The 25,989-nt window shown below is 68.8% G+C and carries 22 protein-coding genes; 13 read left to right on the top strand and 9 right to left on the bottom strand.

What is annotated here, in order from left to right:
- Window positions 1-150: 150 nt before the first annotated feature.
- Entirely contained in the window at window positions 151-3,975 is a 3,825-nt protein-coding gene (locus tag AB4Z55_RS23895) for a hypothetical protein (protein WP_369520725.1), read from the bottom strand.
- Window positions 3,976-4,455: 480 nt separating this feature from the next.
- On the opposite strand from AB4Z55_RS23895, the gene AB4Z55_RS23890 reads away from it, so the two are divergent.
- The 4 genes from AB4Z55_RS23890 to AB4Z55_RS23875 are packed head-to-tail and all read left to right on the top strand — an operon-like array spanning window position 4,456 to window position 7,546.
- Window positions 4,456-5,640: a winged helix DNA-binding domain-containing protein gene (locus tag AB4Z55_RS23890; RefSeq protein WP_354563364.1), complete on the top strand. Its 1,185-nt coding sequence runs from the start codon at window positions 4,456-4,458 to the stop codon at window positions 5,638-5,640.
- A gap of 43 nt (window positions 5,641-5,683) precedes the next feature.
- Window positions 5,684-6,046, top strand: coding sequence for an ArsR/SmtB family transcription factor (locus AB4Z55_RS23885; RefSeq protein ID WP_369520724.1), 363 nt, complete (start codon window positions 5,684-5,686; stop codon window positions 6,044-6,046).
- A complete protein-coding gene (arsB, locus tag AB4Z55_RS23880) occupies window positions 6,043-7,143 on the top strand; it encodes an ACR3 family arsenite efflux transporter (protein ID WP_369520723.1) in 1,101 nt (366 codons plus the stop codon). The genes AB4Z55_RS23885 and arsB overlap by 4 nt, the downstream gene beginning before the upstream one ends.
- Window positions 7,136-7,546 (top strand): low molecular weight phosphatase family protein, encoded by a 411-nt coding sequence (locus tag AB4Z55_RS23875; protein WP_369520722.1) that lies wholly within the window; start codon window positions 7,136-7,138, stop codon window positions 7,544-7,546. Before arsB ends, AB4Z55_RS23875 begins: the two co-directional genes overlap by 8 nt.
- A gap of 4 nt (window positions 7,547-7,550) precedes the next feature.
- Here AB4Z55_RS23875 and AB4Z55_RS23870 read toward each other — a convergent pair whose 3' ends face one another.
- Both AB4Z55_RS23870 and AB4Z55_RS23865 read right to left on the bottom strand, forming a co-directional pair.
- The gene (locus tag AB4Z55_RS23870) at window positions 7,551-9,032 is read right to left on the bottom strand and encodes a DUF222 domain-containing protein (protein ID WP_369520721.1); all 1,482 of its coding nucleotides are present in this window, start codon (window positions 9,030-9,032) and stop codon (window positions 7,551-7,553) included.
- Between the two features lie 45 nt (window positions 9,033-9,077).
- Window positions 9,078-9,563 (bottom strand): ArsI/CadI family heavy metal resistance metalloenzyme, encoded by a 486-nt coding sequence (locus tag AB4Z55_RS23865; protein WP_369520720.1) that lies wholly within the window; start codon window positions 9,561-9,563, stop codon window positions 9,078-9,080.
- Between the two features lie 97 nt (window positions 9,564-9,660).
- On the opposite strand from AB4Z55_RS23865, the gene AB4Z55_RS23860 reads away from it, so the two are divergent.
- Window positions 9,661-10,023, top strand: coding sequence for an Rv2640c family ArsR-like transcriptional regulator (locus AB4Z55_RS23860; RefSeq protein WP_004020648.1), 363 nt, complete (start codon window positions 9,661-9,663; stop codon window positions 10,021-10,023).
- A 37-nt stretch (window positions 10,024-10,060) separates the two neighbouring features.
- Here AB4Z55_RS23860 and AB4Z55_RS23855 read toward each other — a convergent pair whose 3' ends face one another.
- Window positions 10,061-10,300: a three-helix bundle dimerization domain-containing protein gene (locus tag AB4Z55_RS23855; protein WP_369520719.1), complete on the bottom strand. Its 240-nt coding sequence runs from the start codon at window positions 10,298-10,300 to the stop codon at window positions 10,061-10,063.
- 150 nt (window positions 10,301-10,450) lie between these two features.
- On the opposite strand from AB4Z55_RS23855, the gene AB4Z55_RS23850 reads away from it, so the two are divergent.
- The 4 genes from AB4Z55_RS23850 to AB4Z55_RS23835 all read left to right on the top strand — a co-directional run bounded on the left by AB4Z55_RS23850 (window position 10,451) and on the right by AB4Z55_RS23835 (window position 13,703).
- Window positions 10,451-10,663 carry a hypothetical protein gene (locus AB4Z55_RS23850; protein ID WP_369520718.1) on the top strand — a complete coding sequence of 71 codons (213 nt, stop codon included), beginning with the start codon at window positions 10,451-10,453 and terminating at the stop codon, window positions 10,661-10,663.
- An 86-nt stretch (window positions 10,664-10,749) separates the two neighbouring features.
- Window positions 10,750-11,436, top strand: a complete 687-nt coding sequence (locus AB4Z55_RS23845) for a DUF899 domain-containing protein (RefSeq protein WP_369520717.1) — start codon at window positions 10,750-10,752, stop codon at window positions 11,434-11,436.
- A 94-nt stretch (window positions 11,437-11,530) separates the two neighbouring features.
- The gene (locus AB4Z55_RS23840; protein WP_369520716.1) at window positions 11,531-12,253 is read left to right on the top strand and encodes a response regulator transcription factor; all 723 of its coding nucleotides are present in this window, start codon (window positions 11,531-11,533) and stop codon (window positions 12,251-12,253) included.
- The gene (locus AB4Z55_RS23835) at window positions 12,246-13,703 is read left to right on the top strand and encodes a sensor histidine kinase (RefSeq protein ID WP_369520715.1); all 1,458 of its coding nucleotides are present in this window, start codon (window positions 12,246-12,248) and stop codon (window positions 13,701-13,703) included. Before AB4Z55_RS23840 ends, AB4Z55_RS23835 begins: the two co-directional genes overlap by 8 nt.
- A gap of 80 nt (window positions 13,704-13,783) precedes the next feature.
- On the opposite strand, the gene AB4Z55_RS23830 is transcribed toward AB4Z55_RS23835, so the two are convergent.
- The gene (locus AB4Z55_RS23830) at window positions 13,784-14,626 is read right to left on the bottom strand and encodes a hypothetical protein (RefSeq protein ID WP_369520714.1); all 843 of its coding nucleotides are present in this window, start codon (window positions 14,624-14,626) and stop codon (window positions 13,784-13,786) included.
- A gap of 35 nt (window positions 14,627-14,661) precedes the next feature.
- A complete protein-coding gene (locus tag AB4Z55_RS23825; protein WP_004020641.1) occupies window positions 14,662-15,660 on the bottom strand; it encodes a DNA adenine methylase in 999 nt (332 codons plus the stop codon).
- Window positions 15,661-15,855: 195 nt separating this feature from the next.
- Between AB4Z55_RS23825 and AB4Z55_RS23820 the strand changes: the two genes are divergently transcribed.
- The gene (locus AB4Z55_RS23820) at window positions 15,856-16,281 is read left to right on the top strand and encodes an HIT family protein (RefSeq protein ID WP_369520713.1); all 426 of its coding nucleotides are present in this window, start codon (window positions 15,856-15,858) and stop codon (window positions 16,279-16,281) included.
- 16 nt (window positions 16,282-16,297) lie between these two features.
- On the opposite strand, the gene AB4Z55_RS23815 is transcribed toward AB4Z55_RS23820, so the two are convergent.
- Entirely contained in the window at window positions 16,298-18,418 is a 2,121-nt protein-coding gene (locus tag AB4Z55_RS23815; RefSeq protein WP_369520712.1) for an ATP-dependent DNA helicase RecQ, read from the bottom strand.
- Between the two features lie 136 nt (window positions 18,419-18,554).
- Between AB4Z55_RS23815 and AB4Z55_RS23810 the strand changes: the two genes are divergently transcribed.
- On the top strand, window positions 18,555-19,820 hold the full coding sequence (locus AB4Z55_RS23810) for a glycosyltransferase (RefSeq protein ID WP_369520711.1): 1,266 nt from the start codon (window positions 18,555-18,557) through the stop codon (window positions 19,818-19,820).
- Complete coding sequence (locus tag AB4Z55_RS23805; RefSeq protein WP_369520710.1) at window positions 19,817-21,907, top strand: ArnT family glycosyltransferase; 2,091 nt, start codon at window positions 19,817-19,819, stop codon at window positions 21,905-21,907. Before AB4Z55_RS23810 ends, AB4Z55_RS23805 begins: the two co-directional genes overlap by 4 nt.
- Window positions 21,908-21,992: 85 nt before the next feature.
- On the opposite strand, the gene AB4Z55_RS23800 is transcribed toward AB4Z55_RS23805, so the two are convergent.
- Window positions 21,993-23,231: an IS110 family transposase gene (locus AB4Z55_RS23800; RefSeq protein ID WP_369520709.1), complete on the bottom strand. Its 1,239-nt coding sequence runs from the start codon at window positions 23,229-23,231 to the stop codon at window positions 21,993-21,995.
- 436 nt (window positions 23,232-23,667) lie between these two features.
- Here AB4Z55_RS23800 and purD point away from each other — a divergent pair, with 436 nt between their 5' ends.
- Window positions 23,668-24,921 carry a phosphoribosylamine--glycine ligase gene (gene purD / locus AB4Z55_RS23795; protein WP_369520708.1) on the top strand — a complete coding sequence of 418 codons (1,254 nt, stop codon included), beginning with the start codon at window positions 23,668-23,670 and terminating at the stop codon, window positions 24,919-24,921.
- Between the two features lie 75 nt (window positions 24,922-24,996).
- Here the strand turns inward: purD and AB4Z55_RS23790 are convergent, their stop codons facing one another.
- Window positions 24,997-25,959, bottom strand: coding sequence for an alpha/beta hydrolase family protein (locus AB4Z55_RS23790; protein ID WP_064569211.1), 963 nt, complete (start codon window positions 25,957-25,959; stop codon window positions 24,997-24,999).
- Window positions 25,960-25,989 lie beyond the last annotated feature (30 nt).

The raw sequence follows: 25,989 nt of genomic DNA, 5'->3' as shown, positions 1-25,989 counted from the left end.
GGCCCGGCGGCTGCGCTCGGTGCCGGCTCAACCAGCAGTTGAGGGCCTCCCTGCGCCGGCCGAGCAGCGCCGCCCCCCTGCTGGCCGAGCCGCGTCGACCGAGCGCAGCGAGGACGCCGCGTGTCGAGGTCACCTGTCGGTGAACGACATTCAGTCCCGGCCACAGTTCGCGCGCACGTCGACGTGTGGGAGATAGGCGTCGCGCTGCGCGTCGGTGAGGGGTGCGGTGCTCGCGCAGATCCAGTCGCGGGCCACGTCGAGATCGAGCGTGTGCCGGTAGACGTTCCCGGTCGTGTCGCCGCCGGCGATGATCTCGTCGTCGGACGGGAGCCGGACCGGTAGCTGCCAGGTGGTGGTGGTGTCGGTGGTGGCGAGCAGGGTCCCGACCGGTTGGCGATCGCCGAGCCGCCCGTCGTCGCCGAGCGCGAAGCTGATCAGTTCGTGCGTGGCGGTGCCCACCGCGATCCGGTTCGGCGCCATCGACACCGTGGAGGCGAACATGTCCTCCCGGCGGTCGAGGAGTTCCGGCTCGGCGTCCGTGCCCGTCGGGGGCAGGCGCCAGGTGGAGAGGTCGCGGGAGGCGACCACCAGCACCTCGCCGTCGTCGTCGAACGCGGCCTGGGCGATCGGCGCGTCGTCGGTGATGACGTCGATCGGGTCCGGACTCGGCGACGTGAGGTCGTACAGGTAGACGCGTTTGTCGTCGGAGGTCAGTGCGAGCCGCGTGCCGTCAGGGCTGAAGGCGGCGTTGCGGATGAGGTCGGTGGGCCCGCGCAGCGGGGCACCCACCCGCCGTGGGGCGCCGGGCACCGACGTGTCCCACAGGGCGACGGTCGTATCCGTGTCCCCGGTCGCGAGCAGGTTCCCCGAGGGCGCGAAGACGACCGGGAAGGAATAGCGGGTGGCGACGTCGAGGGCCGCGGCGCGGCGCGGGGCCGCGGTGTCGGTGATGTCCCACAACTCGACGAGCCCACCGTTGTTGTTCGCCGTGGCGGCCAGGGTGCCGGGGCCGTTGAGGCTGACGCGCGGATGGTCGTTGACCCGGCGCTGGATCGGGGTTCGTGAACGCAGCGTGAGACCGCCCGACGTCGTCCACAGGTTCAGGGTCGTGTCGGAGCCGACGGTCGCCAGGACCCGTTGTGCGGCGTCGGTGCCCAGTCCGGTGATCGTTCCGCCGCGGTCGGGTTCGGTCCGGCCGGGCAGACTCCAGACATCGATGGTGCCGTCGGACCGACCGGACACGAGCTGGTCGCCGCTCGGGTCGAACCGGGCGGCGAAGGTGCGTACCGAGCCCTGCTCGGAGGTGGTCTGCAGCGCCCACTGCAGGGTCGGCGAGGTCGGATTGGCGGTGTTCCAGACCCGCACGAGACCGTCGGCGCGGGCCGAGGCCAACTGCGCGCCCGAACCGTCAAAGCCGATGGACCACGAGCCCGCGGTGCTGTTGGGCAGGGACGTGCTCAGCGGGCGGGGTGCGAGCGGGTCGGCGACATCCCAGAGTTGGGTGTTGGGGCTGTCGCCGGTGACCGCGAGCGAGCGACTGTCAGGGCTGAAGGCGACGGCATGGGTGATGCTGGGGAAGCCGGTGAGCGGCGGGCCGAGCGGCCGGGGTGCCTCGCCGGTCGTCCACAGTCGCACGGTGCGGTCGTCGCCGCCGCTGGCGAGGACGCGTCCGTCGGGGCTGAAGGACAGGGTCCGCGCCGCGGCGGTGTGCCCGCGCAGAACGGCTGTCTCCCGGATCGATCCGGCCGGGGACACCGCGTAGACGGTGATCGTGCCGTCGTCCGACGACGCGGCCAGCGTGCGGCCGTCGGCGGCGAACCGCACCATGTAGACCGTGCCGTGACCGGGGGACACCGTCGTCGCCAGTCGGGGTCTCGACACGTCGGTCAGATCCCACATGCGGACGGAGCCGTCTCCGCTGCTGCTCGCCAGCAGCTGTCGGGTCGGATGGAAGTCGGTGCTGGTGACGTAGTTCCCGAAGCCGCGCAGGACGGCGGTCTCGCGATAGTCCGACGCCTCGGACCGTGTCCAGACCCGTACGGTCCGGTCGCCGCCGGCCGACGCCAACCGGGTGCCCGTCCGGTCGAAGGACAGGTCGTAGACCGGGCCGGTGTGGCCGGTCAGCGACGTCACGAGCGGCGTCGTCGCGGCCCCGCGCAGCCGGCTCGCCACGGTCGGGTCGTCGGGATAGAGGTGGTGCGCGACGAGCAACAACCGCGCCGCCAGCGACGGGTTGGAGTACTGCATGCTGTCGATGTGGGACAGCAGTGCCGACCGTTCGGCGGCGTTGCGCTGTTGCCGGAGGTCGTGCGCCTGCCGGAACCCGATCGCCGCGGTGATGGATGCGGCGATGGCCAGCACCACGATGACCGACACCGCACCGAGTCGGGTCAGGTGCCGCTGCCGCTGCATGGCGACCGCGGCATCGAGGAAGGCGTCGTTCTCTCTGCTCAACAGGTGCAGATAGTCACTGCGAAGGGTCCGTCGGCGGCGCTGTGCGTCGTCGAGGCGCGACCCGGTGTAGAGGAAGGACCTGCCTCGACCGTTGGCCAGCCAGGCGGCGCTGTCGGCGTCGACCTGCTGGCGCCACAGGTGGTTGTCGGTGTCGTCGGCGATCCACTCGGCCAGACGTGGCCACGCGGTCAGCACGACGTCGTGCACGAGCATCACCGAGTCGGTGGACACGGTGAGCAGCCTGGCCTGGGCGAACTCGTCGATGACGGTGGCGACCTCGGGCGGGAAGCGGTCGGCGATGGTCGCGGTGGACAGCGGCACGCGCAGCGCGATACCGGCCGGACCGACGTGCACGAGGGCGAGCAGAACCGCCCGTGCGAGGTCCCGGTGCCGCGGATCGATCGCCGCCCAGGCGGACTCGGCGGTGTCGGCGACGGCGCGGGCGATGCCGCCGGTGGCCCGGTAGCCGGACAGGGTCATCCGATTGCCGCTGCGGCGTGCCCAGGTCGCCTGCAGCACGTGTGCGAGCAACGGCAGGCGGCCGGCCCGGTCGCCGCCCGTCGAGGCCTCGTACAGCTCGGCGATCATCACGTCGGCGAGTCCGGTCTCGATCCGGCCGCCGGCGAGCCGTACGGGCGCGGTGATCACCTCGCGCAACTGCGTGCGGGTCATCTCCGAGACGATCACGCAGCGGTGTTGCCACGCGTCGGCGAGAAACGGGTGCTCGACGCACTGACTGAAGAAGTCGGCTCGCACGCCGACCACGACGACGGTGTCGGACGCGAGGTCCTCGACCCGCCGCAGCGTCTCGGCCCGCAGCGAGTCCTCGAGAGAGAAGACGTTCTCGAACTGGTCGATGACGATGACCGCATCCTCGGTCGTCGTCTCCGTGGCCTCTGTCGTCTCCGAGACCTCCGTCGTCTCGAGGTCTTCCGTTGCCTCGGTGGTCTCCGGATCCGGCGGGTCCGCGATGACGAGACCTTCGGGGGTGATCTCGCCGAGTCGGGGCGCGGGCAACCGGGCGTCCCGGGCCAGGCCGGCGCGCAGCAGCGACGACTTGCCGGACCCCGACACCCCGGTGACCACGACGAGCCGAGACGCGGGGGCAAGGGGCGGCCGGCCCGTGCGCGCCGCCAGGATCGCGTCGACCAGGGTGCCGACGACGTCGTCGCGACCGAAATACATCTGACTGTCGGCCGCGGTCAGGGTGGCCAGTCCGGGAAACGGGCGCGCGTGCTGCGGCGCGGACGGCTCGGCGCCGGTGGTCTCCTCCGGCGTCCGACGGTCCCACATCTCTCGCCACTGCGGGATGGTCAGCGCGTCGTCGGCGCCGGCGGCGACGGCGCGCGCCGTCAGCCAGACGAGCAGCGGTTCGACGGTCGCGAAGTCCCGGGGGAGATGCCGGCCGTTGCGCCAGTCGCTGATCCGCTGCGCGGACACCCGGGCTCGGGACGCCGAGGCACGCAGGGTGGGACGGCCTGCTTGCACGAACAGTCGCGCGAGTGCCTCACCGAAATCCACTCAGCCGTTCCCATGCTCGCCCCGACAATTCGACCGCACCATCATGCGGTAGCCGAACCCCCTGCGCCACCATCGACGACCCGATGTGGCGACGGCCACATGCGCGCCTCGCGTGGCCGTGCCCGCCGGCGGAACAGCCGCCGGATCCGGAGCCGGTTCTGTCCGGTCCGGATAGTCCGTTAGCCGCGTGAGCTGCGCTTTCGCGCGCTGTTTCGGCTCGGGGGTGGATTGGGTCGCGTTCGTGGGGTCTGCTTGTGGGGCGCAACCCGACGGGGGTCGGGAAGCGCACAGGTTGCGTCGGTCGAAGGACACACGGAAAGTGTCGCGAACACTGCCCGTCGGGGGCTGTGTGTCGTTCGGCCCACACGACCGCGCGGGTGCCGGACACCGGGTCGACGGGGGTCGGCGGTCTCCGGCACCCGCGTCCCCTCCTCGCGCCGGGCCCCTTCTCTTGTCAGCGCGGCTCACTACGATCTGTCCATGCTGATCACCGACGCCCAGCGTCGCGCACGCCTCATGCGCCGGGCTCACCTCGATGCGTCGTCGCGAGCTGCCGACGCGGTCGAGGCGGCCGCCACCATGGTCGGTCTGCACGCCACCACACCGTCGACGGTCCATCTGGCCGCATGGGCTCGCGTCGGTCCGGGCTTCACCCGCGACTCCGTCGACGCCGCCCTGTACGAGGATCGGACGCTCGTCAAGCACCTCGCCATGCGACGCACACTGTTCGTGTTCCCGCGCGACGTGCTGGCCGAGTCCGTCGGCGCCCTGGGGCCGCGGATCTCGGCGTCCGAACGCACCAACATGTTGCGGGACCTCCGGCGCAGTCCCGACTTCGACGACCCGGAGGGCTGGATCGAGACCGCCCGGCAGGCAGTCCTGGCCGAACTGGCCGGCGGGGAGTCGCTGACGTCCACCGAACTGCGGGAGCGGTTGCCGGCCCTCGACGGGTACATCACCCACGGTGCGGGCACCTCCTGGGCGGGACGCGCCCCGATGGGCCCCCGGGTGCTGAACATGCTGGACGCCGAAGGTGCGATCGTGCGCGGCCCCAACCGGCTGGGCTGGCATCTCTCGCGGCCGGCGTGGACGTCGATGCCGCTCTGGCTCGGTGAGGAGCTGCCGCCGATCAGCGTCCACGACGGGCACTGCGCACTGATCGGGCGTTGGTTGCGAACGTACGGACCCGGTACGGAGACCGACCTGACGTGGTGGCTGGGCTCGACCAAGACCGCCGTCCGCGCGGCCCTCGCCGAACTCGAGACGATCCAGGTCGACCTGGAGGACGGCGGCGTCGGTCATGTCCTGCCCGACGACACCGGTGACGACGGCATCGGGGGCGAGCCGGTCGAGCCGCAGGCCGTGCTCCTGCCCGAGCTCGACCCGACCACCATGGGCTACAAGGAGCGCGGCTTCTATCTCGGCCCCCACACCGCGCAGGTCTTCGACTCCGCGGGCAACGGCGGTCAGACCGCTTGGTGGGACGGCCGCATCGTCGGCGGCTGGTACCGCAGGCCCGACTCGTCGATCGACATCATCCCGCTGGAGCCGCTCTCCCGTGATGCGCGTCGAGCGCTCGACGCCCGGGCCGAGGAACTCGCGGCGTGGTTGGGCGACGAGCCGTTGAAGACCGGATATGCGGCGCCTTATGCGCGGGGGTTGTGAGGTCGCCGGTTCGGGTTGAATCGACATATGTCAATATTGACGAATGTCGAATCAGAACCTGCTGTCGGCGGTTCCCCGCGGATTGACGGCCGGCGAGGCGGAGACCGCCGCGCCGGTGTTGAAGGCGCTCGCGGATCCGGTCCGGTTGCGGTTGTTGTCCGAGATCGCGGCACATCCGGGAGGTGAGGCGTGCGTGTGCGACATCTCCGGACCGTTCGACGTCTCGCAGCCGACGATCTCGCACCATCTCAAGGTGCTGCGAGAAGCCGGGCTGGTGACGAGTGAACGGCGGGCCACCTGGGTGTACTACCGCGCGAACACCGATGCGCTGCGCAGCCTCTCGGTCCTGCTGGGCGATCTCTCGTCGGTGGTCGGCGAGTCCCGCACGTGCGAGCCGGGCCGATGAGCACGGTCAATACCGGGGTGGCGGGCAAGTTGTCGGTGCTGGACCGGTTCCTGCCGGTGTGGATCGGTGCGGCCATGGTCGTCGGTCTGCTGCTGGGTCGCACCGTTCCGGGCGTGGGTGACGCGCTGGCGTCGGTGGAACTCGACGGCATCTCGCTGCCGATCGCTCTCGGATTGCTGATCATGATGTATCCGGTGCTGGCCAAGGTGCGCTACGACCGACTCGACTCGGTCACCGGCGACCGTCGCCTGCTGCTCGGCTCACTGGTGTTGAACTGGATCATCGGGCCTGCGCTGATGTTCGCGCTGGCCTGGCTTCTGCTCCCGGACCTGCCGGAGTACCGGACCGGCCTGATCATCGTCGGCCTGGCGCGCTGTATCGCGATGGTCATCATCTGGAACGACCTGGCGTGCGGTGACCGCGAAGCCGCTGCCGTCCTGGTCGCACTGAACTCGGTGTTCCAGGTGATCATGTTCGCCGCGTTGGGCTGGTTCTATCTCTCGGTGCTCCCCGGGTGGCTCGGGCTGGAACAGACGACCATCGACACCTCGCCGTGGCAGATCGCGAAGTCGGTGTTGATCTTCCTCGGCATACCGCTGATCGCCGGCTACCTCACCCGCCGCATCGGTGAACGGACCAGGGGCCGCGACTGGTACGAGTCCGCGTTCCTGCCGCGCCTCGGACCGTGGGCGCTCTACGGGTTGCTGTTCACCATCGTCGTCCTGTTCGCCTTGCAGGGTGAGCAGATCACCTCGCAACCCTGGGACGTCGCGCGTATCGCGCTTCCGCTGCTGATCTACTTCGCAGTGATGTGGGGCGGCGGTTTCCTCCTCGGCGCCGCGATGGGCCTGGGTTACGCGCGGACCACCACACTGGCGTTCACCGCCGCCGGCAACAACTTCGAGCTCGCGATCGCCGTCGCGATCGCCACCTACGGTGCGACCTCCGGTCAGGCTCTCGCCGGAGTCATCGGACCGCTGATCGAGGTCCCCGTTCTCGTCGGCCTCGTGTACGTGTCGCTCGCGTTGCGGAGGCGATTCACCGCCCCTGCCGCTGTCGGACCCGACGTGTCGAAGGAGCCCGCTCGCGATGTCTGATCCTCTCGAGGTGCTGTTCGTGTGTGTCAGCAATCGCGGCAAATCCGTGATGGCAGAGCATCTCACGACGACGGTCACCGACCGGATCGCGGCGTCGTCGGCCGGAACGAGCGCGAAGATCGGCGGCGAGGTCAACGAACTGTCCGCGCACGTGCTCGCCGAGATCGGCGTCGACGTCGCCGCCCACCGGCCTCGTCAACTCACCGACGATCTGATGCGCGCCGCGGATCTCGTCGTGGTGGTCGGCACTGCCGAGGTCACCCCGCCCGACGGAGTGAGTATCGAGGAGTGGAACACCGTCGAACCCGCTGACCGCGGCGTCGATGGCCTCGAGCGGATGCGGCTGATCCGCGACGACATCACGACTCGTGTCCGCGACCTCACCGACCGTCTGCAGCGGTGAGCATTCAGAACGGTGGTGGGTTGGCGGCGTTCCACGCGTCAATCTCGCGACGGTGGGTGATGGTGCGGGTTTCGCGCTGATCGGCGAGCTTGCTGCGGGCCGGATGGTCGGGTGGGCGGCCGGGTACGAGGTAGCCGAACAGGTCGCGGCCGTTGAAGGCGTTGCCGATGAAGGTGTGTCCGGTCGGGGACTGGAACCAGGCGGTCAGGTACTCGTCCTGGTAGTCGCGCCACATGCCGAAGGTCTTGATGCGGTGGTGGAACCGGCACAGCGGTTTGAGGTTGCGCTGGGTGGTGGCGCCACCGGTCGAGGGTGATTGGTGGTCGAACGGGGTGGTGTGGTCGAGATCGGTGGTCCACACCGGCTGATTACAGCCGGGGAAGGTGCAGCACAAACCGCCGCAGCGCACCAGGTTCTGGAGTTTGCGGCTCGGGGTGTAGCGGGATTCGGCTGCCGCATCGGCATGAATGCCGGTGGTGACGAAGGAACGACGGGCATCGGCGAGCAGTGAGCGCATGGTGTCGTCGGATTCCACTGCTGCCGACGGCCTTTCCATCTCCGGCTCGTTGACGGTGTCGTCGAGGTCGACCGGTTTGGGCACCGGAGCGCAGTGTGGGCAGCGGCACGGCAGGGTGTCGAGGTGGGCGGCGAGGGCGATCATCGCGTCGACGCGTCGCTGCCTTTTGTTGCGGGGGTCGTCGGGGTGCACGGAGGCGGCCATCGCGTCGAGTTGGGCGTTGAACGCGGCGGCGTCGGTGACCGGGAGGCTGCCGGTGATGCGGGCTTGGCCAGGCTGGAATCGGTCGGGTGCGATGGTGATGTGGCGATCCCGGGTGGCGCGCTCGCGGCGGCGGCGGACGGCGTCAGGGGCGTGTCTGGCGACGATCGCGTCGACCAGGGTCGTGAACTGGGTCGTCGACATCGGGGGGCGGGCCAAAATCGCCTCGGCCAGATGGGCATCGACGGTTTGCATGTCGCTGTCGGAGACGTAGTCGGTGCGTTTCATGGCGATGGTGAAGCGGCGTTGGTCTATCCGTCCGCAGGCCAGGGTGTTGCCGGTGAGCATGAGGCGGTAGCGCAGGACGTCTCCGGTGCGGATGAGGTCACGGGCTTGCGCGGCGGGGATCATCAGTGCCGCACCGAGTTCGGTGGTCGCTTGGTCGAATCCGTCGGGACCGTATTCGGCGTAGGGGTCGATTCCGGCCGCGGCGTCGGCGGCGCGGCGGTGCAGTTCGTCTTCCGACGAGGCTTGACCGTCCCGGAGTTCGGTGCGGCGTAGGTGGTGGTCGAGTTCGCGTTCCTCGTGCAGCAGGCTTGCCGCGGTCAGGAGACGATAGGAGGCGGCGGAGGTGATCGACGCGCAGTGGGTGATGACGTCCACGAGTTCACCGGCGGACAACTCGGTATCGGAAAGCGCTGCGGACAACGGCATTTCGTCTTCGGGCGCGATACCCGAAGCGTCTGCGCCGCCGCCCCCGAATTGCATGACAACACCATACGACCACCCACCGACAAGAACGACGACGCTCGGTCAGCAGCAGGTTGTGCGAGCGTCGGCGGGGCCGGTGGCGCCACCACCGCAGCAGACCGAACCCGTGCCGGATTCGTCGACAGCGTTCTCGGCCAACAACTTCGGGCTCGTGCCGAACGTGTCCGAGTCCGCGAGCACGGTGTAGATCTCCCACTTCTCGTCGCTCGGTCCGGTCACCCACACCTTGTCCTGGGTCGCGAAACAACAGGTGGAGTCGATCTCCTCCTGCGTGAACAGCCCCGCGCCGGAGAGTCGGTCGATCTCGGCATGCACGGTGTCGCTCGACTCGACTTCGACGCCGAGATGGTTGATCGTGCCGCCCCGGCCCGGGTTCTCCAGAAGGACCAGTTTCAGGGGTGGCTCGACGATCGCGAAGTTGGCATAACCGGGCTTGCGTTTGGCCGGGGCGGTGTCGAACAGCGTGGAGTAGAACTCGATTGCTGTATCGAGATCATCGACGTTGAGCGCGAGTTGTATACGGGTCATGACGAACCACCTCACCTGTGAGACATATATCGAAGTAGGGGCCCCTGCAGGATCCCACCTTTTCGACATATGTCAATAGCGAGGGTATGGTCGGGTCATGCCGAAGACGTTGCCGATGGTCGACATCAGTGCTCCCATCTGCTGTGCACCCGTGTCCGCGGCGCCGCTCGACGACGCGACTGCGCTCGAGATCGCCCTGAGGCTCAAGGCTCTTGCCGACCCGGTGCGGATCAAACTCGTCTCGATCCTGCTCGCCGATGGAGGCGATGGGATCTGCACGTGCGACCTCGCGACCGCGGTCGGCCTCACCGAGGCGACGACGAGCCATCACCTGGGTCAGCTGCGCAAAGCCGGGATGGTCTCGCCCGAGCGTCGCGGGATGAACGTCTATTACCGGTCGAGGCCCGAGTCGTTGGAAGCTCTACGCAATGTCCTCAGCGCGACCACCGGATGCTGCTGACCCCGGGGACCACGCGTCGAGTGCCGGCCTGGCCGGATCATTCCCCCACGTGCGGCGGGACGGCAGTCGGATCGGCCATGACGTCGGTGCCGCCGAGGGTCTTGTTGGCGCGGCGTTCCACCAGCAGCGGCACGAAGTCGCGCACCTCGGTTCCCTCGAAGTGTCGGTATGCCTTCTCGACCGCGGCGGCCACATCATGGGGTGACCGGTGCGAGTAGAGGCCGATGAGCCGGTCCTGGACTTCGCTGATCTGACGACGTTCGTCATTGGCATCCATGCACACAATTTAGTCGGAATACGACAATGTGGACCGTCACGATCGATGGATTCACCGAGCGTTCATCTCATCGCTATCGGCGCTCAACCCCCGTTGGACGCCGATGGTGATGCTCGGCGGTTAACGGCTGGAGAACCTAGGATGACAACCATGGTTCCGTCACGGAGGCCCATCGATCCCGCCGCGCAGGCGCAGGCTCGGGTGCTGGTCGACGAATTGGAGCGCGTCGCGGATTCCCTCGTCGACAGGTTGCAGAACGGGTCCGGTGGCGAGAAGGTGCAGCGAGCCGCGCGTCGGGAACTGTACGAGGTCCGTGAGCACGTGCGCCGGCTCCAGAGCACCTACAACCTCTCCATCCACTGACGACGTGGTCGCGCTTCGATGAATTCAGGCGTCCGCGCGGGTCTGACCCGGTGAACTGTTTCCATCACCGAGTGAAAGGCACCGCCATGAGCACGGCACTCCCACCCGTGGCCGACCGCGAGACCTGGGCGGCGGCGCTGGCCGACCTGCGGCGCCGCGAGAAGGCGGCGACCCGCGAACTCGACGCCGTGGCCGCGCAGCGTCGTCGACTCCCCATGGTCGAGATGGACGACTACGTCCTCACCGGACCCGACGGGCCGGTCCGTCTCGTCGACGTCTTCGACGGCCGCTCCCAGCTGATCGTCTACAACCACATGTGGACCGACGGCGCGCGATTCCAGTGCCCGGGTTGCACCGGCTTCACGACACAGTTCAGCCGGCTCGACTACCTCGCCGACTACGACGCGCGGTTCGTCGTCATCACGCACGGGCCGATCGAGGAGGTCCTAGCGTACAAGGATCGCGTCGGCAATCGGATGGACTGGTACTCGTCGGCCGGCACGACCTTCTCCGCCGATGTCGACGCCGCGCCGGGGGAGGGGTTCGCGGTGAACGTCTTTCTCCGGGACGGCGACACCGTGTATCGCACGTGGCACTCGACCGGACGCGGTACCGAGCAGCTCGGCTTCACGTTCGGGCTCCTCGACGTGCTGCCCTACGGACGCCAGGAGGAGTGGCAGGACTCTCCGGGCGGGTGGCCCCAGAGCCCGACCTACTCGCGCTGGCGCGGCTCCGAGGAGATCGCCGCGGCGTACGGTGACCCCGAGGCGTGACTTCCCGTCTCCGACGAACCCGCTGGTCAGCGTTCACAGCAATCTCCCAGCGTGCCTACAGTGAGGTACCAGGGCGTCCTGGGAGTCTGGTCGTGTGAGTGAAGTGGCGAAACAGAACAGCACGCGCGGCGCGAAGGTCCTCGTGGTCGACGACGAGGAGAACATCCGTCAGTTGTTGTCGGTGTCGCTGAAATTCCAGGGGTACGAGGTCGAGACCGCGGCCGACGGTCCGGCGGCCCTCGACCGATGCCGCTCCGTCAAACCCGATGTCCTCGTCCTCGACGTGATGATGCCGGGAATGGACGGGTTCGGGCTGTTGCGTCGGCTGCGCGCCGACGGCGTGGAGGCTCCGGCGCTGTTCCTGTCCGCGCGGGACACCGTGGAGGACAAGATCAACGGTCTGACCATCGGCGGCGACGACTACGTGACCAAACCGTTCAGCCTCGAGGAGGTCGTGGCCCGCCTGCAGGTGTTGCTGCGGCGCAGCGGTTTCGACGATCAGCAACGGGCGTCGTCGAAGATCACGTTCGCCGACATCGAACTCGACGACGAGACCCACGAGGTGTTCAAGGCGGGCGAGCTGGTCGCGCTCTCGCCGACGGAGTTCACGTTGCTGCGCTACTTCATGGTCAACGCGGGCACGGTCCTGTCGAAACCCCGTATCCTCGACCATGTCTGGAATTACGACTTCGGCGGTGAGGTGAACGTCGTCGAATCCTACGTCTCGTACCTGCGGCGCAAGCTGGACACGGGGGACAAGCGGCTCATCCACACCCTGCGCGGAGTCGGCTACGTGATGCGTGAGCCCCGTGACTGATCCGACGGCGACGAGCGCAGGTCGAAAGACGCGCAAGCGCGGTGTCCCACTGCGGATCTCGCTGGTGGCCCTGACCGTGTTGCTCGTCGTCCTCGGGCTGCTCGCCTCCGGTGTGGCGGTGACCTCGTCGATGCGCCAGGATCTGATCGCCCGCGCCGACGACGGGTTGGAGAATGCCGTACGGACGTGGGCCGAGCCCCGTGGATTCCTCGGCGACGGTCCGGGCCCACCCGGCCCGCGCAGGCCGCCGTCGCCCTACTACGTCGAGTCCGTGGTCTACGGGCCCGGAGGGGTGTCGGCCGACAATGTCTACAACCAGTTCGACGACGCCCCCGACCTCGGTGGACTGACCGACGACGACGCCGGACCCGTCACCGTCCCGTCCGTCGACGGCGACGGGCCGCAATGGCGGGTCATCACACGCAGCAACAGCTTCGGTAGATCCGTCGTCGCCACGCCGATGTCCGACATCGACGACACGGTGAGCAGGCTGATCTGGCTGCAGCTCGCGATCGGCGCGCTGGTCGTACTGCTCATCGGGGTGCTGAGTTATGTCCTGGTGCGCACGAGTCTGCGCCCGCTCCGTCGTGTCGAGGAGACCGCCCACGAAATCGCGGAGGGAAATCTGACGCGACGCGTGCCACCGGCGCCGCCGAACACCGAGGTCGGCAGCCTGTCGGACTCGTTGAACCGGATGCTCGGGCAGATCCAGCACGCCTTCGCCACGACCGCGGCGTCCGAACAACAGGCACGCGCCTCCGAGGAGCGGATGCGCCGCTTCGTCGCCGACGCCAGCCACGAATTGCGGACTCCGCTCACGTCCATCAAGGGTTTCGCCGAACTCTATTCGCAGGGCGGCGTTCCCGACGTGACCGACGCGATGCGACGCATCGACGACGAGGCCGGTCGGATGAACCTGCTGGTCGAGGACCTGCTGATGCTCGCGCGGCTCGATGCCGCGCGTCCGGTCGATTCCGCGCCCGTGGATCTGCTCGGTCTGGCCGCCGACGCCGTGCAGAGTGCACGTGTCGCCGCGCCCGAACGCGAGATCCGGCTCGACGTCGTCCCGGGCGACCGTCCGCCGGTCGTCCTCGGCGATGGGCCGCGGCTCGTACAGGTGCTGCGGAATCTCATCGGCAACGCCGTGAACCACACACCGCCGGACGCCTCCATCACGGTCGGGGTGGCCGTCGACGACGGGGCAGGCGAAGCGGTGCTGACCGTCGCCGACACCGGCCCGGGCATCTCGGCGGAGGATGCCGACCACGTCTTCGAGCGCTTCTACCGCGGCGACGCCTCGCGGCATCGAGGCTCCGGCGGTGGCAGCGGTCTCGGCTTGTCGATCGTCGCCGCCCTGGTGGCCGCACACGGCGGCCGGGTCGGCGTCGACTCGAGTCCCGGTGCGGGAGCGACGTTCCGGGTGCGGTTGCCGCTCGCGAACGCCGGCTAGATCAACCGGCGCAGCTGCGGCCTCACTGCTGGTTGAGCAGCGACGAGCGCAGCGAGGAGCGTGTCGAAGCCACCGCCGCCTCAGCCGATCAACCGACGCAACTTCGCGAACTCGGTGACGTCGTCGCGGAAGCGGTCGAGTCCGACGAGCGTGTACATCCCGTCGATCTGGCGGTTGACCCACAGCTGATGGATGCGACGAAGGTCGGATTGGCGTGACTTCCAGCCGATCCCGTCGATCACCGCGAGAACCAGCTGGGTCGGCAGCCGCACCTCGGCCATCTCCTCGATCTCGCGGACCGCATCGGTGAGTTTGGACCCCGTCGAGTCGAACCCCTTGGCCGCCACCACGATGTCGGCCGACGACGGGTCGCCCACGATCAGGTCCGCGGGTGCGGTCCGCCCGTTGCGTCCCGCGAACCGGGAGCGGGTGACGTAGTCGAGCCCGATGTCGCGGGCGATGTCCTCGATCTCGTCCTCGATCCGACGACCCGATGCACCCGCGCGGGTGGCGGTCGCGCGGGTCCCGGCGCGGGCCACGAGGATGTCGGCGAAGGTGAACGTGCGGGACAGCTGGGTGCGCAGCATGCGGACGAGGTCGAACTCGGTGTCGAGCCAGGTCACCAGGTCGACCGGCTGCGTCCGCGCCAGCGCATGCCAGCCGCTGGTGTCGAAGCGGTCGCGCAGGGCGTTCTTCAGCTTCTCCTGGGACAGCCCGACCGCGAGTCCGAGGACCGGCACGTCGGTGGGGTTGTCGCGCACCCAGGCCGCCAGGCCCGCGATGTCGGTGTCGAGCAGTTCGCCGAGGCGCGCGGTGGCCTGGGTTATCCGCTCGGCCTCCGGCGTCGATGCGGTCGGATCGACGTGAGAGGTCAACCGTCCCAGGGATGCCAGGTAGTCGTCGAAGTCGCCCGCGGTGCTCATCGGTTCGTCGTGTCGTAGATGGGTCGTGTCGCCGGTCAGTCCCGGCCGATGAACAGGTACTCGCTGACGTCGCGCCGTGTCGCGGCCGCGTGGGTGCCGAAGCTGTACTTGTGGTCGATCGCGATGACCTCCACCGACGGCTTGACCTTCCCGAGCAGGTCGACGATGCGGTCCTTGCCCGGCAACGCATTCGACGAGTACGACAGCACGATGGCGCCGGCGTCCTCGAAATGCTCGAAGGTGCGCAACAGGGCGTCCTCGATGGTCCGCTTGTAGGCGAACGGGGTGAAGCGCTTCGGCAGCTTCTTGGTCTTGGTGTTCTCCATGATGCTCATGCCGCGCCAGTAGGCCGACAGGCCCTCGAGAAAGTGGTAGCGCTTGATGTAGTCGTTGTCGTCGGTCGGTGGGGCGTACGGGGGATCGAGGTAGACCAGATCCGGTGGTGCGGACCACGGCAGTTCGAGGTCGAAGATGTCGCCCTGGACGCTCCGGCTGCTGCGTGCGTTGCTGAACACCGTGGCGTTGTAGTCCCCGGCTGCGCGCAGACGGAAGTGGTCGCGCAGGGACATCGTCAGGTCACGCCGGCCATCGGCGTACCGCGTCGAGTCGGTGAACGTGAAGACCCCTCGGGGCTGTTTGCGCGCCGCCGAGAGCACCAGGGCGGCGATCGCGAGGTCGCGCCGGTAGCCGCGCAGGGCATCGACGTGCGACCACGCCGAGTCCAGGAACGCCCGGTCCTCGGTGGTGAAGTACAGGCCGTCGAAGGTCCGGGAGATGTAGTCGCGGTCGTCGGCGGGGGGACCGCAGATGGCCTCGATGAGTTCGGGCTCGAGCCGGACACTCGAATTGGCCACCGACGCGCGGGTGATGATGTGCGGGAAGTTGAGGAAGTCGTTGCTGACGACCTCGAAACCCTGCGCCTTCAGGAGATAGGACACCACCCCGGAACCGGAGAACGCATCGACCGCGGTGGACCCGCCGATCTCGGCGAAGGTGCGCTCGAGGTGGGGGAGCAGGCGGTACTTCGACCCCATGTACCGAAGGCGTGGGAACCGCTGGGCGCGGGCCAGGACGTCGCTGGATCCGACGACGGCTCGGGAGGTGCGTCCCGTCCCGGATGATTCTGGCCCACTCACATCGAAAAGGATGTCATGGACCCCCGACAGTCGGCCGCAGACAGTCCGGCTGCGAGACGTCCGGGACATCACCCGCCGTTTAGACTCGGGCCCATGGCATCGGTCTTCAGCATGATCATCAACGGCGAACTCCCCGGTCGATTCGTCTGGAAGGACGGCGAAGCGGTCGCGTTCCTCACCATCGAGCCGGTCACGCCCGGTCACGTGCTGGTGGTTCCGCGCGCCGAGGTCGATCACTGGGAGCAGATGGACACCGCCGCATTCGCCCACCTCAGCGCGGTCGCGCAGAACGTGGGTCGCGCGGTGAAGGACGCCTTCGACGCGCCTCGGATGGGTCTGCTCATCGCCGGCCTCGAGGTTCCGCACGTGCACGTCCACGTGTTTCCGGCGCTGTCGCTCGAGACCTTCGACCTCGCCAATGCGAACAAGAACGCCCGTCCCGAGGACCTCGACGCCGCGGCGGAGAAGATCCGCGCCAGCCTGCGGTCGCTCGGTTACGGCGAGTACGTCGCCGACTGACCACACCGCGGAGGGTTCACACCGTCCGGTGGATGAGGAGTGGTAGTACCGCGGTCGCGCCCGCCTCACGAAGGGCGGCGGCGGCCAGGGTGATCGGCCAGCCCGAACTGTTGGCGTCGACCACGAGCATGACGTTGCGGCCCGCGACCTCCGGCGGGTCGCCGAGATGGTCCCGCCAGTAGGCGGCCTCGACCGCGCCGGTCGCGTCGGTGGGTGGATCACCCATCCGCACGGGGAAGCTGCCGCCCTCGCGTTTCCCGACCGTCCGCAGGTGGTCGGCCAGGGTCTCGGCGAGCGTGGTGCCGGTCAGACGCAGGGACACGATGAGGTCGGCGCGGACGCCGGTGTCGCGCACCCACGCGGCCAGCGTGGCGACCGCGGCGTCGCCCAGTTCGGCGACCGCACGCTCGTTTCCGTTGCGTGCGGCGGCGAGCACCTCGACCCACTCGGGGGCGTCGGCGTGCGCCAGGACGCGTCCCGGCGCGGCCAGCAGGTCCGCGGGAATCCGTCCGCGACGGCCGAATTCGCCGCCGGGCCACATCTTGCGGGGGTCCAGGGTCTGGGCCTTGCGGCGCAGCGTGGAGGTCACGGTGCGCACGGTCTCGTCGTCGACGGTGTCGGTGAGACCGTCGCTGAGGGCGCGCCGGCAGACCGAGCAGCGCCCGCAGTCCGCGGCCTGCGGGTCGTCGAGCGATTCGGTCAGCAGCCGCATCAGGCAGGTGCGCCCCGCGATGTATGCGCGCATGATGTCGGCCTCGCGCCGGCGCACGGCGAGGATGCCGTCGTAGTGCGCGGCGTCGTAGGTCCAGGGCTTGCCGGTGACGACCCACCCGTCGGGGGTCCGGTCGGTCACGCCGTCCACCGCCAGCTGCTTGAGCATCAACTCGATCCGGGTGCGGCGGAATCGGGTCGCGGCCTCGAGCTGAACCACCGACTGCGGCTCGTCCGCGGACTCGAGCGCGGCGAGCAGATCACGCATCTTGTCCGGGTCGGGAATCGTCGCGGTGGCGAAGTGGTCCCAGATCCGGTCGTCGGTCTGCGACGCCAGCAGCATCACGACGGCATCGTCGAGGGCGCGTCCGGCACGGCCGACCTGCTGGTAGTAGGAGACCGGCGACGGTGGTGACCCGACATGCACCACGAAGCCGAGATCTGGTTTGTCGTAACCCATTCCGAGCGCCGACGTCGCGACCAGCGCCTTGACCTCGTTGCGCAGCAACGCGTCTTCGAGTTCGTGGCGGCGGTCGGCGTCGAGCTGGCCGGTGTAAGCCGCCACCGCGACGGCGTCGCCGTGGACCGCACGGATGGCCTCGACGAGGCGGTCGGCATCGGCGACGGTCAGCACGTACACGATGCCCGATCCCGGCAGCGCCGGCAGCGACTGCGCCACCCACCCGTACCGCTGGACGGGGGACAGTCCGTCGAGAACGTTGAGATGCAGAGACTTTCGCGCCAGCGGCCCGCGGAGGACGAGGGTGGGCTCCCCTGCGGTACCGGCGTCGAGCTGGGCGGCGACGTCCTCGGTGACACGGGCGTTGGCGGTGGCGGTGGTGGCCAGGACCGGTGTCGTCGGGTTGACGGTGCGCAACACGTCGGCGACGCGACGGTAGTCGGGGCGGAAGTCGTGACCCCAGTCGGAGACGGCGTGCGCCTCGTCGATGACGAGTAGTCCCAGGTTGCCGGCGAGGGCATCGAGGACCCGGCGGCCGAATCCCGGGTTGGCGAGCCGCTCCGGCGACACGAGCAGGACGTCGAGGTCGCCGGCGCGCAGCTGGGCCTCGATCGTCGACCACTCGTCGACGTTGGACGAGTTGAGCGTGGCCGCCGACAACCCGCCGCGGGCGGCGGCCGCGACCTGGTCGCGCATGAGGGACAGCAGCGGCGACACGATGAGGGTCGGCCCACCGCCGCCCGCGCGGATGATCGCGGTCGCCGACCAGTAGACCGCCGACTTGCCCCATCCTGTCGCCTGGACCACCAGGACGCGCGCACCGCGCTCGCCGGGATCGGCCGGACGGCCGGCCAGCGCGGTCACGGCCCGGAGCTGGTCGTCACGCAGCGCGGCGCCCTCACCGGCCAGGCTGGTGATGACGCGGTTAGCGGCGGTCAGCTGGTCCGGGGCGAGGGTTGCGGCCATGCGCCCCAATGTAGTGGCGCCCCCGGACACGCCGCGTTCTCCGTCCACACGCCCCGGTCACACCGGGTGTGCGTTCACAGGAACCTGGCAGGTCGTACGCAGTGTGACCCGAGGCTGGGATCCGACAGTGATCCACATGATCCCAGAAGCACCGCCGGGCGCCACGGCGCAGAACTACACACTGACCGACAGTTCCACGCCGAATCCGGTACTCGACATCGTGGTCCCCGTCTACAACGAACAGTCCGACCTCGCGTCGTCGGTGCGTCGCCTCGCCGACCATCTGCGTCTGCACGTGCCCTACGCCGCGCGCATCACCGTCGCCGACAACGCGAGCACGGACGACACCCTCGCGATCGCCGTCGCACTCGCGGACGAACTCGTCGGCGTACGCGTCGTCCATTTGGAGGAGAAGGGACGTGGCCGCGCCCTGAGCGCGGTGTGGCAGCACAGTGACGCCGAGATCGTCGCCTACTGCGACGTCGACCTGTCGACCGATCTCAACGCCCTGATGCCGCTCATCGCTCCGCTGGTGTCCCGTCACTCCGACATCGCGATCGGCACGCGTCTCAGCCGCTCCGCCCGCGTGGTCCGGGGGCCCAAGCGCGAGTTCATCTCCCGCTCGTACAACTTGATGCTGCGCACCGCGATGGGCGCCAGGTTCTCCGACGCGCAGTGCGGGTTCAAGGCCATGCGCACCGACATCGCGCGCGAACTGCTGCCGTTCGTCGCCGACACCGGCTGGTTCTTCGACACCGAGCTCCTGGTCCTCGCCGAACAGATCGGTCTGCGTATCGCGGAGGTGCCGGTGGACTGGGTCGACGACCCCGACAGCACCGTCGACATCGTGCCGACTGCGATCGCTGACCTCAAAGGCTGTGCGCGCGTGGGTCTCGCACTGGCGATGGGCCGGCTCCCGATCGCGCAGCTGCGTGCGTCCATCGGCCGGGACCGGGCCGCGGGACCGCAGCTCGACGGGGTACCGATGGGGATGGTCGGGCAGCTGGCACGCTTCTGCGTGGTCGGCGTCGCCTCGACGCTGGCCTACGCGGTGCTGTTCCTCGCGCTCCACTCGTTCCTCGGTGCCCAGATCTCGAACGTGGTCGCCCTCGCGATCACCGCCGTGCTCAACACGGCCGCCAACCGGCGCTTCAGCTTCGGGATCCGGGGTCGCGACAACGCGTTGCGCCACCAGCTCTTCGGACTGGGCGTCTTCCTGTTCGGCTGGCTGGTGACCTCGGGGGCGTTGCTGGTGCTCCACACCGCCGCTCCCGACGCGACCAAACACATCGAACTGGTGATCCTGGTGACCGCGAACCTGGTGGCCACCCTCACCCGGTTCATCGGTCTGCGCTGGGTGTTCCGCAAGGCGCCGGCTCACCACACGGAGGTCGTCGCATGAGCACCACTCTCGTGCCCCCGGCGAATCCGGTTGCGCCCGAGGATGCCTCGGGCGTGCGGCGTCCGGCGTCGGAGAACTCGCGCCTGGAACGCATCTCGCTGACACTGCTGCTGGTCGGCACCACGGTCGCCTACCTGTGGAACCTGTCGATCAACGGATGGGCCAACTCCTTCTACTCGGCGGCCATCCAGGCCGGCTCCCAGTCGTGGAAGGCCTGGTTCTTCGGATCGTCGGACATGGCGAACTCCATCACGGTCGACAAACCGCCTGCCTCGCTGTGGATTCCGGGGCTCAGCGCGCGGATCTTCGGGGTCAACTCGTGGTCGATCCTGGTGCCCGAGGCGCTGATGGGTGTCGCCTCGGTGGCGCTGCTCTACCTGATCACCCGAAAGTATCTCGGCCACTGGGCCGGCATCCTCGCCGGGGTGATCCTCGCGGTGACCCCGGTCGCGGCGATGATGTTCCGCTTCGACAACCCCGAGGCGCTGCTCATCCTGCTGATGATCGCGGCCGTCTGGTCGATGATGAAGGGGCTCGAGGACGGTCGCTGGCGATGGCTGATCCTGACCGGGGTGTTCGTCGGGTTCGGTTTCCTCACCAAGCAGCTCCAGGTCATGCTGATAGTCCCGCCGCTGGCGGTCACCTACCTCGCCTTCGGTCCGCGCAGCTGGTTGCGCCGGGTCGGGCAGCTGTTCGCCGCGCTGGGCGCGATGCTCGTCAGCGCGGGCTGGTGGATTCTGGCGGTCGAGCTGTGGCCCGCGTCGTCGCGGCCGTATATCGGTGGCTCGCAGAACAACTCGATCCTCGAACTGACCCTCGGTTACAACGGCCTCGGCCGGCTCAACGGCAACGAGACCGGTGCCGTCGTCCCCGGCGGTGGCGGAGGCGCCGCGGAGGGCATGGGCGGTCCCGGCGGTCCCGGCGGTGGTGGCGGCGCGTGGGGTGAGACCGGCTGGCTCCGGATGTTCGAACCCGCGCAGGGCGGTCAGATCGCCTGGCTCATCCCGACGGGCCTGATCCTCGCCGCCGTGGCGCTCGTCCTCATCGGAAAGGCCCGGCGCACCGACCCGCGTCGTGCATATCTGGTCGTCTGGGCGCTCTGGCTGCTGGTCACGATGGGTGTCTTCAGCTTCATGGCCGGGATCTTCCACCAGTACTACACCGCGGCACTGGCTCCCGCCGTCGCCGCGGTCGTCGCCGGCGGCGCGGCGGTCTGCTGGTCGCACCGGGACCGGTTGTGGGTGCGGATCGCACTGGGGATCTCCGTCGCGGTCGCCGCGGTCTGGGGCTATGTCCTGCTCGATCGCACGCCCGACTTCGTGCCGTGGCTCCGGTTCGCGGTGCTCGTCGTCGGCCTCGCCGCGGCGGTGACCATGATCTTCGCCCAGCGTCGGGCCATCGCGGCGGCAGCCCTCGTCGGGGCGATCATGGCCGGTCTGGCCGGTCCGGTCGCCTATACCGTCGACACCATCGCGACCGAGAAGAGCGGATCCATCATCTCCGCGGGTCCCCGTGTCGAGGGCGAGTTCGGTCCCGGTGGAGGTGGACCGGGCGGTCCCGGTGGACGCGGAGGCCCGGGTGGACCCGGCGGTCGGGGCATGCCCGGCACGCCCCCGCAGGGCATGGGTGGCCCCGGTGGCCAGGGGCCGACCGGACTGGGCGGTCCGGGCGCGAACGGCACCGACGGCCGCGGGGGCGGCGCCGGGGGACTGCTGCGGGGTTCGACGCCCTCCACGGCCATCGTGAACACGCTCAGCGCCGACGCGGACGACTACACCTGGGTGGCCGCCGCCGTGGGGTCGATGTCGGCCTCCGGATACCAGCTGGAGACCGGCCACTCGGTGATGCCGATCGGCGGCTTCAACGGCAGCGACCCGTCGCCGACCCTGGCGGAATTCCAAGAGCTCGTCGCCGCGAAGAAGATCCACTACTTCATCGGCGGGGGCATGGGGCCCGGCATGGGTGGTGGGATGGGCGGGAACTCGGCCCAACCGTCGTCGCAGATCAGCACCTGGGTGCAGGAGAACTTCGTCGCCGTCACCGTCGACGGCGTGACCATGTACGACCTCACCCAGCCCACGAGCTGACTGTCGCAGCCCGGCGGACCGCAGTAGGTGTGCCACCGCGACGCCCCTCCGCCCCCTAATCCGAAGAGTTAGGTGGGGTGGTTGCTCAGGCCGCTCCGCGGGGTGTGATGGTGACGTCATATCCGAGTAGGTGGAGCTCGTTGAGGGCGCGGTTCTTGGTGCGTTCGGGGTGGCGTTGTTGGTGGTAGTCGGGGCCGGGTTCGTCGTAGACGACGTTGTCGGTGAGCATGATCCAGACCACGGTGAGCAGGGTGTGTTCGAGGGCGAGGATGGCTTTGGGTTTGCCGCGGGAACGGACCAGGCGCCGGTATTTGGCGTTGAGGAAGGTGCCTTTGTGACTGGCGATCGACAACGCTGTAGCACCGAGAGCACCTTTGAGGTGTCGGTTACCGGGGCGGGTTTTGACGTTCTTGATCCGTCCTGCGGACTGGTGCTGGCCGGGGCACACCCCCGCCCAGGAGGCTAAATGTCCTGGTGTGGGGAACTGGGACATGTCCGCGCCAGTCTCGGCGATGATCACATCGGCGGTGGTGGTGGAGATGCCCGGGATGGTGCAGATCAGGTCCCGCTTGGCCTGAAACGGCGCCATCACCTTCTCGATCCGTTCGGTCAACGCGTCTATACGGGTGGTGTGTTCGGTGATGAAATCCAGATGCAACTCGACCAGGAACGCGTGGTGGTCGGTGAAGCGGCCCTGCAATGCCTGGGTCAACGCGGGGATTTTGCGGCGGAGTTGTTTCACCGACATCTCCGCCAACTTGGCGGGATCGCGTTCACCCTTCACCAGCGCCTGCAGCATGAACCGCGACGAGACCCCGTTGATGTCGGAGACGACCACCGATAGTTTGATGCCGGCGTCTTCGAGGACTTTCTCCAAACGCTGAATCTCGCGGCTGCGTTCGCGAGTGATCGCGGTGCGGGTCCGGGTCAGATCACGCAACCGCCGGATCGGTTCGGGCGGCACGAACGAGGCACGCAACAACCCGTGCGCGGCCAACTGCGCCAACCACGCCGCGTCCGAGACATCGGTCTTGCGGCCCGGGAGGTTCTTGGCGTCGTGGGCGTTGACCAGCATCACCTCGAACGGGGCGTCTTCGAGGAGGTAGTAGAACGGTTTCCAATAGTCGCCGGTGGCTTCCATGACCACACACGTCACCTGCTCGGCGATCAGATAGTCCCGCAGCCGCAGAATCTCGCCGCTCATCGACGACCAGGTCGTGGTTTCCTGCACGGTCTTTCGTCCCGGACTAGCCAGGCGGACACAGACTTTCACATCCGATTTGGAGACATCCATCCCGGCGCAGCGGGGATGCAGCACTTCCATCTCGGTCTCCTTTCGAGTCCTCGGAAGTGGGCTGCGGACGGGGCTAAACAGTGCAGGAGTCTAATCCGCGTGCTCGTAGCAACAATCCACGATTCCCGTGGCAGGCCCCGCGCCTCACACTGAGGTACTGGCTCTTCGGCACAAGGGAGAAATTCAAGGTCACCGCATCCCACCCCTCCACTATCGCCCCCCGACACCGTGGTGACCAGCACAACTCTTCGACCCCCACGACGGCCGCCAGGCCGCAGATACTGAGGTGCGAGGAGCGATAGCGACGAGCCTCGAAGGGTCTGGCGACGCATCTCACCAGGACTCTTCGAGGCTCGCTTCGCTCGCACCTCAGGGAGCGGGACGGGTCGTTGCCCGGCATGTTGCTGCTGTTCGGCGTCGTGCCCGTGGGCAAAGCCGTGGGGACCGACCGTTTAGAGTCATGGACGTGCGCGTACTCGTGATCGGCTCGGGCGGCCGCGAACATGCCCTTCTCATCGGTCTGGCGAACGATCCGGCGGTCACCGACCTGCACGTCGCCCCGGGGAACGCCGGCACCTCGTCGATCGCCACGAACCATCCCGTCGACGCCGTCTCCGGCGACGCGGTCGTGGAGCTGGCACGCGAGGTCGGTGCCGACCTCGTGGTCATCGGTCCCGAGGTGCCCCTGGTCCTCGGAGTCGCCGACGCCCTGCGCGCGGCCGGGATCGCGACGTTCGGCCCGAGTGCCGAGGCCGCCCGGATCGAGGGGTCGAAGGCGTTCGCGAAGGACGTCATGAAGGCCGCGGGGGTCACGACCGCCCACGCCGAGATCGTCGACAATCCCGCCCGGCTCGACGCCGCACTCGACAGCTTCGGCCCGACCTGGGTGGTCAAGGACGACGGTCTCGCCGCGGGCAAGGGCGTCGTCGTCACCACAGACCGTGACGTCGCCCGCGACCACGCCGCCGAGTGCCTCGAGAGCGGGCACCCGGTGCTGCTGGAGAGCTTCCTCGACGGGCCGGAGGTGTCGCTGTTCTGTCTCGTCGACGGCGAGACCGTGGTGCCGTTGCTGCCCGCGCAGGACCACAAGCGCGTCGGCGACGACGACGCCGGCCCCAACACCGGCGGCATGGGTGCCTACACGCCGCTGCCCTGGCTGCCCGCGGAGATGACCGCGCGCATCGTCGACGAGGTCGTGAAACCCGTTGCTGCCGAGATGGTTCGGCGCGGTATCCCGTTCTCCGGTCTGCTGTACGCCGGCCTGGCGATCGGATCGGACGGACCTGCCGTCGTCGAATTCAACTGTCGCTTCGGTGATCCGGAGACCCAGGCGGTGCTGGCCCTGCTCGACTCTCCGCTCGGACAGGCGCTGCACGCGACCGCAACCGGGACGCTCGCCGACCTGCCGCCGCTGCAGTGGCGTGACGGTGCCGCGGTCGCGGTGGTTGTCGCGGCCGAGAACTACCCCGGCAAGCCGCGCACCGGCGACGTCATCACCGGCGCCGACACCGACGGGGTGCTGCACGCCGGCACCGCGCGCAACGCCGACGGCGCCGTCGTCTCCTCCGGTGGGCGGGTACTCGCGGTGGTGGGTACCGGTGCCGACCTCGCCGAAGCCCGCGAGCAGGCCTACGCGCGGATCGCGGGCATCAAGCTCCCCGGTTCGCACTTCCGCAGCGACATCGGCCGTAACGCCCTCGAGGGCCGGATCAGCATCTGAGTCTCGCTCGCATCGTCCGTTCCCGATCACCCCGAATCGGTTGAGTGCGAACGGAACACGTGAGCGAATCCCGAGTCAGACCGCCAGGTTCCGTCCGAGGAACTCGACCTGCTCGGGAAGGACACTGCGCCAGTACCGGTTGGTGTGTCCGCCGGCCGCGGTCCCGAACGCGGCCGGCGGCCGGAGTCCGGCGGCCCACTGGCGCGTGTAGGTGTAGAACTGGTCGCTCGAGCCGATGTTGATCAGCAGCGGGATCTTCGCGAACTTCGGCTGCGCGCCGAACAGCGAGTTGGCCTGGTAGTCGGCGATGCCGTCGAAGGCGCGCGGCGGGAAGTTGCGCGGGTCGGCCCACATCGCGGGCGAGCTGACGGCCACGGCGGCGACGCGCGGTGCGCCCAGCATCGCGGCCAGGCGCAGCGCACCGTAGCCGCCCATCGACCAGCCGAAGAGTCCGATCCGCTCGGTGGACAGGTTGAGTTTCGGGTCGCTCGCCAGCATCGGCAGGAACTCGTCGAGGACCATCGCGCCGCCATCGGTGCCGTCGGTGCGCCGGTGGTAGTAATTGCGCCCGATGTCGGCGGCCGCCAGAGCGAACGGCGCATTGCCTGCGTCGACGTACTGCTGCATCACGGTCTGCATCTCGAGCTTCGGCCCGAAGATCGATTTCTCGTTGGTGTTCAGCGCGTGCAGTACGACGACGACGGGCAGGGTGCCGGTCACGCCGTTGGGGCGGGCGACGGCCCACCTGGTGTCGCGCCCACCCATCCGCGCGGACCGGAAGCTGCCGGTGACCAGCGGCGGGCCCCCGGTGACCGGGGGTGGGGACGCCTCGACCGGCAGTTCGTCGTCGGCCCGGCCCTCCAGCTTGCGGGGCTGCACGGACGTCGGCGGGGTCGAACCCGAGCATGCGGCGACGCCGAGCGCAGCGGCGCCGAGTCCGGCGGCCAGGACAGCACGACGGCCGACGGGCGAGCGGCCGTTGTCGTCGGGCCTGCTGCGCTCGTCGGTATCGCTGGTCGGTGGTGTCACTCGGGTCATCGAGTCAACAGGGTAGTAGCCGACCCCCGG

Source organism: Gordonia sp. ABKF26, assembly GCF_041103195.1.
In the GTDB taxonomy this organism is placed as follows: Bacteria; Actinomycetota; Actinomycetes; order Mycobacteriales; family Mycobacteriaceae; genus Gordonia; species Gordonia terrae.
Note: the sequence above shows the minus strand (reverse complement) of the source record. Positions and strands in the feature narration are given on the sequence as shown.